General features: G+C 67.6%; 7 protein-coding genes and 1 other RNA gene. 5 read left to right on the forward strand and 3 right to left on the reverse strand.

Going from position 1 to position 7,517, the window contains the following annotated elements:
- A partial coding sequence (gene dnaX / locus N878_RS08555) for a DNA polymerase III subunit gamma/tau (RefSeq protein WP_031302927.1) occupies positions 1-1,186 on the reverse strand: 1,186 nt, incomplete at its 3' end.
- A 455-nt stretch (positions 1,187-1,641) separates the two neighbouring features.
- Between dnaX and N878_RS08560 the strand changes: the two genes are divergently transcribed.
- Together N878_RS08560 and N878_RS08565 are read left to right on the forward strand one after the other, a co-directional pair.
- Positions 1,642-1,863 (forward strand): hypothetical protein, encoded by a 222-nt coding sequence (locus N878_RS08560; RefSeq protein WP_021443250.1) that lies wholly within the window; start codon positions 1,642-1,644, stop codon positions 1,861-1,863.
- A gap of 54 nt (positions 1,864-1,917) precedes the next feature.
- Complete coding sequence (locus N878_RS08565) at positions 1,918-2,205, forward strand: DUF3509 domain-containing protein (protein ID WP_021443251.1); 288 nt, start codon at positions 1,918-1,920, stop codon at positions 2,203-2,205.
- 132 nt (positions 2,206-2,337) lie between these two features.
- On the opposite strand, the gene ffs is transcribed toward N878_RS08565, so the two are convergent.
- Together ffs and N878_RS08570 are read right to left on the reverse strand one after the other, a co-directional pair.
- Positions 2,338-2,434, reverse strand: an RNA gene (ffs, locus tag N878_RS26750) — signal recognition particle sRNA small type.
- A gap of 102 nt (positions 2,435-2,536) precedes the next feature.
- Entirely contained in the window at positions 2,537-4,171 is a 1,635-nt protein-coding gene (locus N878_RS08570) for a methyl-accepting chemotaxis protein (RefSeq protein ID WP_021443252.1), read from the reverse strand.
- 194 nt (positions 4,172-4,365) lie between these two features.
- On the opposite strand from N878_RS08570, the gene N878_RS08575 reads away from it, so the two are divergent.
- From N878_RS08575 to N878_RS08585, 3 genes are all read left to right on the forward strand, one after another.
- Positions 4,366-5,973, forward strand: coding sequence for a hypothetical protein (locus N878_RS08575; protein WP_021443253.1), 1,608 nt, complete (start codon positions 4,366-4,368; stop codon positions 5,971-5,973).
- A gap of 127 nt (positions 5,974-6,100) precedes the next feature.
- The gene (locus N878_RS08580; RefSeq protein WP_021443254.1) at positions 6,101-6,379 is read left to right on the forward strand and encodes an HU family DNA-binding protein; all 279 of its coding nucleotides are present in this window, start codon (positions 6,101-6,103) and stop codon (positions 6,377-6,379) included.
- Positions 6,380-6,615: 236 nt separating this feature from the next.
- A partial coding sequence (locus N878_RS08585) for a tetratricopeptide repeat protein (protein WP_021443255.1) occupies positions 6,616-7,517 on the forward strand: 902 nt, incomplete at its 3' end.

Consider the following 7,517-nt stretch of genomic DNA (forward strand, 5'->3'; position numbering starts at 1 on the left):
GCGCCGCCATAGCGGGGCCGGCCACTGGGCTTGGTTGGGAATCAGCAGTGGCCTGGCTGATCCCCAAGGGCTTTAGCGTCACCCTCGGTGCATCGTCCGCATCGGCCGGACGGAAGGCCAGCATGCGCAACAGCACCATCTCGAAGCCGCCGCGTGGATCCGGCGCCAGCGGCAGGTCGCGACGGCCGATCAGGCCCATCTGGTAATAGAACTGCACATCTTCAGCGGGCAGCGCCTGGGCCAGCTGCAACACCCGCTCGCGGTCGCCCTGGCCGTTGTCCACCGCCTCCGGCAGGGCCTGGGCGATGGCCACGCGGTGCAGCACGTTGAGCATCTCGGCCAGCACGCCGTTCCAGTCGGGGCCCTGTTCGGCCAGGTGACGCACCGCCTCGATCACGCCCCGCGCATCGCCCTCGATCAGCGCATGCAGCACGCCGTAGACCTGGCCGTGATCCAGGGTGCCAAGCATGGCGCGCACGTCGGCGGCCAGCACCTTGCCCTCGCCGAAGGCGATGGCCTGGTCGGTCAGGCTCATGGCGTCGCGCATCGAGCCGTCGGCGGCGCGGCCGAGCAGCCACAGGGCGTCGTCCTCGAACGGCACGTTCTCGGCAGTCAGTACGTGAGTCAGGTGCTCGACCACCCGCTCCGGCGGCATGTTCTTCAGTGAGAACTGCAGGCAGCGCGATAGCACAGTGACCGGCAGCTTCTGCGGGTCGGTGGTGGCGAGGAGGAATTTGACGTGGGGCGGCGGCTCCTCCAGGGTCTTCAACAGGGCGTTGAACGAGCTGGTGGAGAGCATGTGCACTTCGTCGATCAGGTAGACCTTGAAGCGCCCGCGGCTCGGCGAATACTGCACGTTGTCGAGCAGTTCGCGGGTGTCCTCGACCTTGGTGCGACTGGCGGCGTCCACTTCGATCAGGTCGACGAAGCGCCCCTCGTCGATCTCCCGGCACACCGAGCAGGTGCCGCAGGGCGTGGAGCTGATGCCGGTCTCGCAGTTCAGGCACTTGGCGATAATTCGCGCGATGGTGGTCTTGCCCACCCCGCGGGTGCCGGTGAACAGGTAGGCGTGGTGCAGGCGCTGGCTGTCCAGGGCGTTGATCAGGGCCTTGAGCACATGGGTCTGGCCGACCATTTCGCGGAACGAGCGCGGACGCCATTTACGTGCAAGAACCTGATAACTCATGGAAAACCGTCGTATGAGGAAAGCAAAGTGGGCTAATCCTAGCGGAGCGACCGGCAAATTGCATCCGCCGCCCGCGCCCGCCCTCTGGCGCGCGGTACGGAGGAAAAATGTCGCTGGCTAATTCTTGACCAAGCCGTTACCATACGCCGCGTTCGTACCACGCTGTAAGTCATTCGGGCCTCGCGCCCTCTCGCTGGTTTCCCGGTTCAACGCGTAGCACGCCGCTGCTACCGCCCTCCCCGATCCCACCTGCTGACTGATCAGGCCGACTCGCCACCTGGCGCAGTGCTTTGCCTGCCTCCGACGTACCGACCCGTTGAAGAACCGTAACATCGGAACTTTATCGTGCTAATCAAGCTCCGAGCAGGTTCATGCCAATGGCCGTAGCAGGCCGACCTCATGGAGCAATATTCCGCGCACTGACGCGCAGCTGTTTTTAGGAAGTACCCAGAAAAATGAATACTCAACATCAGATTCAGGATGCCATTGGCACCCTAACCCGCGCCTTCGCGCCCTTCGACTGCCGCATCCAGGCCACTCGCAAGGGCAGCTTCAGCTTCACCCTGGTCAACCAGGCCGGCATCGCCCAGTACAGCCAGCGGCTGTACCCCGGTCAGTACAGCGGTGAATCGCTGCAGCGCGTGATCGAGCGCACCAAACAGTCGCTGACCGCCTGAACTTACCCAGGTTCCGCGGGTCACAGAGTGTCACCCTCAGGATGGAGTAAGGTCATGGAACTCACCAACCAGCAACTCGTCGAGCGTCTGTTCAGCCCGCTGCGCGCCAGTTTCAGCCCGCCGCGCCCGGATGGCAGCATCGTCCTCGCCCTGCTCGACGAGAGCGACAGCACGGTCTACAGCCGCGTGCTCGGCAAACCCCAGCTCGAAGACCGCGACGCCTTCGCCCAGGGCCTGGAGGAAATCCGCCTGGAACTGGCGGTGCGCGCCGGCAATATCCCCGCCGACCTGCGCAAGACCCTCAAGGAACAGGACAGCGTGCTCAGCTATCGCCTGGCCTGAGCCTCGCAGACCGCAAAGCCCGCGCCCGTCGCGGGCTTTTTCTTGCGCGCAGGAAAACGCCGCCACTGGCAGATGCTGATAAAGAGGAGGAATTGCGGAGACCCGGCGGACGCCGGAGAAACTGGAGGTGGACCCCACCAGCCACACCCCGGCACTCGATGTCACCGCTGCGGCTGCTCCCTTCCGGGCCTGACCGGGTTCACGGCTGATCAATGCGAGGGGACCGGCAGGGCCACCATAACGCTGCCCGCCTGGCGACGGGCCGCGCCATTGTAGCGACTAAACGCAAAGTTACAACCGCTTCAATCACTTAGATTCGTCGGTTGCCTATTCAGACACGGAAACGGCCCACCAGCTGGGCCAGCCCATGGGACAGCTCGGACAGGTGTCGGCTGGCGCGGGTGCTCTGCTCCGAGGTCTGCGCCGCCTCGTTGGACAGGTCGCGGATATCGCTGATATTGCGCGCGATCTCCTCGGTGACGCTGCTCTGCTCCTCGCAGGCGGTGGCGATCTGCGCGGCCATGTCGTTGATGCGCTGCACCGAATCGCCGGTGACGCTCAGCGCCTGGTCGACCCCGGCGGCCTGTTCGACGCTCTGCCGCGCCCGCGCGCTGCCCGAATGGGTGGCCTTGACCGCGTTCTGCACGCCGACCTGCAGGCGCTCGATCATCTGCTGGATGTCCTTGGTCGACTCCTGGGTGCGCGCCGCCAGGGCGCGCACCTCGTCGGCGACCACGGCGAAGCCGCGACCCTGCTCGCCAGCCCGCGCCGCCTCGATGGCGGCGTTGAGCGCCAGGAGGTTGGTCTGCTCGGCGATGCCCTTGATCACCGCCAGCACCGCGCCAATGTTGGCGGTTTCCTGTTCCAGGGTCTGGATGGTGTCGGAGGCGCTTTCCACCTCCTGGGCCAACTGGCGAATCGAATGGATGGTGGCGCCGACCACCTCGGCGCCCTCGCGCGACTGCGCCTCGGCATGGCGTGCGGCATCGGCGGCGTTCTGCGCGTTGCGCGCCACCTCGTGCACCGCCGCGCTCATCTCGGTGGCGGCGGTGCTGACCTGATCCACCGCGGCATGTTCGCTGCTGATCAGCCGATCGTTGGCCGCGGCCATGCCGGCCAGGCTCTGCGCCGAGTCGGCCACCTCGCCGGTGACCCGGCCGACTTCCTTGATCAGCGGCTGCAGCTTGTCGAGAAAGCGGTTGAAGGCATGGCTGAGCTTGCCCAGCTCGTCCTTCGACAGCACGTCGAGGCGCACCCGCAGGTCGCCGTCGCCATCGGCGATCTGCTCGATACGGTACAGCAGGTTGTGCAGCGGCCGGGTCACCAGCAGCGGAAAGCCCAGCACCAGCACCAGGCACACGCCCAGGCCGATGGCGATGATCAGCCCCTGCTGCCAGGCCAGTGCCTCGCCGCGGGCGATGGCGGCGGTGCCGACCGCGTTGGCGGCGCCATCTTCCAGCTCGCCGAGCTTGTCGATGGCGGTGCGCGCCGCCTCGAACTGCGCCTCGCTGTCGCCGAAGCTGAGCCGGCTGGCGCCGTCCGGATCGCTGGCGGCCAGTTCCAGCACCCGCTGCGAGGTGGCCTTCCAGCGCTCGAAACCGCGGTCGAACTCGGCCACCAGCGCCAGCGCCTCACTGCCCGGCTGCATGTCGGCGAACCTGTGCACGCGGTCGTAGGCCTGCTGCAGGTTCTCGGCATGGGCCGCCTTGAGCCCGGCGACATGCGCGCTGGCGCCTTCGCCCAGCAGGCTGCGCTCGGCGACGAAAGCCTGATAGAGGTCGCGGTCGGCGTTGAGCAGCAGGCTGATGGCGGGCAGATGGCGGTTGGTCAGGGTGGTGCTGGATTCGGCCACCTGGGCGATGCCGCGCATGCCGAGCACGCCCATGGTGACCAGCAAGGCGGCCAGCAGCAGGATGGGCAAGGCGATTTTCCAGCGAAAGCCGAGGTCGGCGAAGGCGCGCAACATGATGGCACTCCGGTACTAGCCAGGTACCAGTAGCTTAGACGAGGCGCACCGGCGCACCGCCCGGCCGACCAAATGCCGCGACAAGCCGCGGCTTTCGGCTAGCCTTGGCTGGCACCCCGCGCAACTCGTCGCATCCCGCAGTCCGGCCCTGATGAGCAGTCCCGAGGCACGCGCGCACCCGTTCAGGAGCGCCCATGGCCAACCCGCACAGCCCCTTCCACCCGATCATCTACGTGCGCGGCTACGCCATGACGCCCGGCGAGATCGACCAGACCAGCGCCGACCCCTTCTGCGGTTTCAACCTCGGCTCCACCGTGTACCGCGCGGTGGCGGAGAAGACGCGTCAGCCGCGCAAGTTCGTCTTCGAGTCACCGGTGATCCGCCTGGCCTCGGAGTTCGGCTACCAGGACGTGTACGAGGACGGCTACGACATCCTCGACCCGGAATGGGCGGCCAACCCGGACAACCGCATGGGTAGCCGCTCGATCATCGTCTACCGCTACTACGACGAGGCCTCGCGCCTGCTCGGCATCGGCAGCACGCCGAGCCTGGAGGTGTTCGCCGGCAAGCTCGGCGAGCTGATCCTCAAGGTGCGCGAGCTGGTCTGCGGCAACCCGAAGAACGCCATCGCCGCCGCGGACTTTCGCTGCTACCTGGTCGCCCACTCCATGGGCGGCCTGGTCTGCCGCGGCCTGCTGCAGAACCCCAAGCTCGACCCCAAGGGCGCGGCGAAGCTGGTGGACAAGGTGTTCACCTACGCCACCCCGCACAACGGCATCGACCTGCTCGGCATCAATCCGCCGAGCTGGCTGAGCCTGAGCGACATCAGCAATTTCAACCGCGAGCGCCTGGCCGGCTTCCTCGGCCTGGAGGCCGCCTACCAGGCCACCGAGCGGGTCGACTGGCTGCCCGAGGCGCGCTTTGCGTCCAAGCGTTTCTTCTGCATGGTCGGCACCAACCGCCTGGACTACGAGGCCGGTCTGGGCCTGTCGCGCACCTTCGCCGGCCACGGCAGCGACGGCCTGGTGCGCATCGACAACGCCACCCTGTGCGGCCTAGACGCCCAGGGCAAACCGGGCGCCCCCTGCGCCAAGGCCTTCGCCTACCGCGCGCATTCCGGCTACTTCGGCATAGTCAACAGCGAGGAGGCCTACCAGAACCTCAGCCGTTTCCTGTTCGGCGACGTGCGCGTGGACATCTGGGCCGAGGTCGACGCCATCGCGCTGCCCAAGGAGCTGCGCAAGGCCGAGGCCCAGGGCCAGACGGTCAACGCCCTGTATCAGTTCGAGGTGCTCGCCGCGCCGCGCGGCAAACTGTGGTACCTCAGCCGGCGCACCGCCGAGGAGGACTCGGTGGCCTGCCTGGCGCACCAGCACTGGCTCAAGGCGCCGAAGCAGCATGGCAAGCTGTACCTCGGCAGTCTGTTTCTCGCCGACCGCGCGCGGGTCAACCAGCGGCGCAAGGGCCTGGCCTACACCCTGACGTTCAACGTGCGGGTGCCGGACTACGAGGTGGAGCGCAAACTCTGGGTCAACCAGCACTACGAGGGCAGCTACCTGTTCCGCAACAGCCTGGTGCTGGAAATCACCCCGCCCGGCGCCGCCGGCGGCGACTGGCAGGTGCACCACGCCTGGCAGAACCAGGGCGTGCATGCCGCCAACCAGGCACTCGGCGGCACCCTGCAGGCCGACGGCAGCCTGGAAATTCGCCTGCCCTTCGACAGCGCCAGCGAGCCGGGCATCCGCGGCCAGCTGCGCTTTTTGCTCGCCCGCTGGAACCAGCAGCCCGGAGCCGACGACTAATGCCAGTTCACCGCCGCGCCCGAGCGCCGGCTTTTGTGCTAGCGTTCCCCCGCTTTCGGCCACAGCGCCCGGGCCAGAGAGGCCCGGCGCCGCGGCCGAAACCCTCACCCGAAAATGGAGTTACATCATGGCAATCACCAAAGACCAACTGATCGGCGACCTGGCCGAGGCCATCGACCTGCCGAAGACCTCGGTACGCGCCCTGCTCGATCAGCTGGGCGAAATTGTCAGCGACGCGCTGGAAAACGACGGCGAGATCACCCTGCCCGGCGTCGGCAAGCTGAAGGTCAGCGAGCGCCCGGCACGCACCGGCCGCAACCCGCAGACCGGCAAGGCCATCGAGATCGCCGCGAAAAAGGTGGTCAAGCTGGTACCGGCCAAGGCGCTGACCGACGCGCTGAACTGAGTCCCCGCCGGCCGCGGCTGCCATCAGCCGCGGCCGACTCCCGCCCCCTCCGCCCTCCCCGCGTGCACGCACAATCACCCTGTGCGGTTTTCGACTAGAGTGAACAGGCCGGCACGCAGACGCTGCCCGCCGCCTCGGCAGCCGTGAAGTTGGGGGGAACCGTGCGCACGCTGATCGCCTGTCTTTTCTGCCTACTCTGGTTGAGCGGCTGTTCGAGCCAGCCCGCCCAGGACGGCTTGCTCGCCAGATCGGCCGAGCTGCTGAGCAAGACCGGCGAGCTGATCAGCCAACAGGCGCAGAGCCTGGGCAACTGGGGCGCCTCGCAGAACAACGCGCAGTACGACCGGGAACTGGCGCAGCTGTTCGACCAGCCCTATATCGCCCCGCTGACGCATTACCTGGACCAGCATGGTAGCGACGCCAGCCGCGCCGAGCACCTGCGCCAGGTGGTGGAAGAGCGCCAGCGCCGCTGCCAGCGCGTCGCCAGTCGCTACGCCGAACGCGACAAGACCCCGGCCACGCTGCAACAGATGCGCGCCAGCTATGGCGACTCCTGCCAGGAACAGATCGAACAGTTCGCCGCCCTGCTGCCGCCTGCCCGACCAGGCGCAACACCGCGCCCCGCCGTCAATAGCGCCCAACCGCGTCCTCGCGTCGCCCCCCCGGCGGTATCGCCTGGGATCGACCGCCAGCAGGCCAACGACTGCTACCTGCTGTTCACCATCAAGAACTACAGCCAGGCCCGCGACGCCTGCCTGGGGCCGGCCGCAGCCGGCGACGGCAAAGCGCAGTACAACCTGTCGGTGATCGCCAGCAGCCTGGGGAACTACCCCGAGGCACTGCACTGGGCGCGCCGCGCCGCCGAGCGTTCGCCCGACGGCTGCTACCAGCTCGGCGAGCTGTATCTGCGCGGCCAGGGCATCGAGCAGAACCCGGCCAGCGCCCTGAGCTGGTTCGAGCAGGCCGCGGAGCAGGGCCTGGCGCGCGCCCAGTACCAGAGCGCGCGGATGCACCAGCACGGCCAGGGCGCCGCGCCGAACCCGAGCAAGGCCCGTCAACGCTTCGAACAGGCCGCGCGCCAGGGGCATCGCGACGCGCAGCTCGCCCTCGGCCTGCTCTACCTGCACGGCGAGGGCAT

This window comes from Pseudomonas sp. EGD-AK9, from assembly GCF_000465935.2.
In the GTDB taxonomy this organism is placed as follows: domain Bacteria; phylum Pseudomonadota; class Gammaproteobacteria; order Pseudomonadales; family Pseudomonadaceae; genus Aquipseudomonas.

Bases quoted from the DNA above. Each gene is read 5' to 3' on its own strand.
- N878_RS08570 (WP_021443252.1), bottom strand. From the start codon at position 4,171: ATGTTGCGCGCCTTCGCCGACCTCGGCTTTCGCTGGAAAATCGCCTTG.
- N878_RS08580 (WP_021443254.1), top strand. From the start codon at position 6,101: ATGGCAATCACCAAAGACCAACTGATCGGCGACCTGGCCGAGGCCATC.
- N878_RS08560 (WP_021443250.1), top strand. From the start codon at position 1,642: ATGAATACTCAACATCAGATTCAGGATGCCATTGGCACCCTAACCCGC.
- N878_RS08565 (WP_021443251.1), top strand. From the start codon at position 1,918: ATGGAACTCACCAACCAGCAACTCGTCGAGCGTCTGTTCAGCCCGCTG.
- N878_RS08575 (WP_021443253.1), top strand. From the start codon at position 4,366: ATGGCCAACCCGCACAGCCCCTTCCACCCGATCATCTACGTGCGCGGC.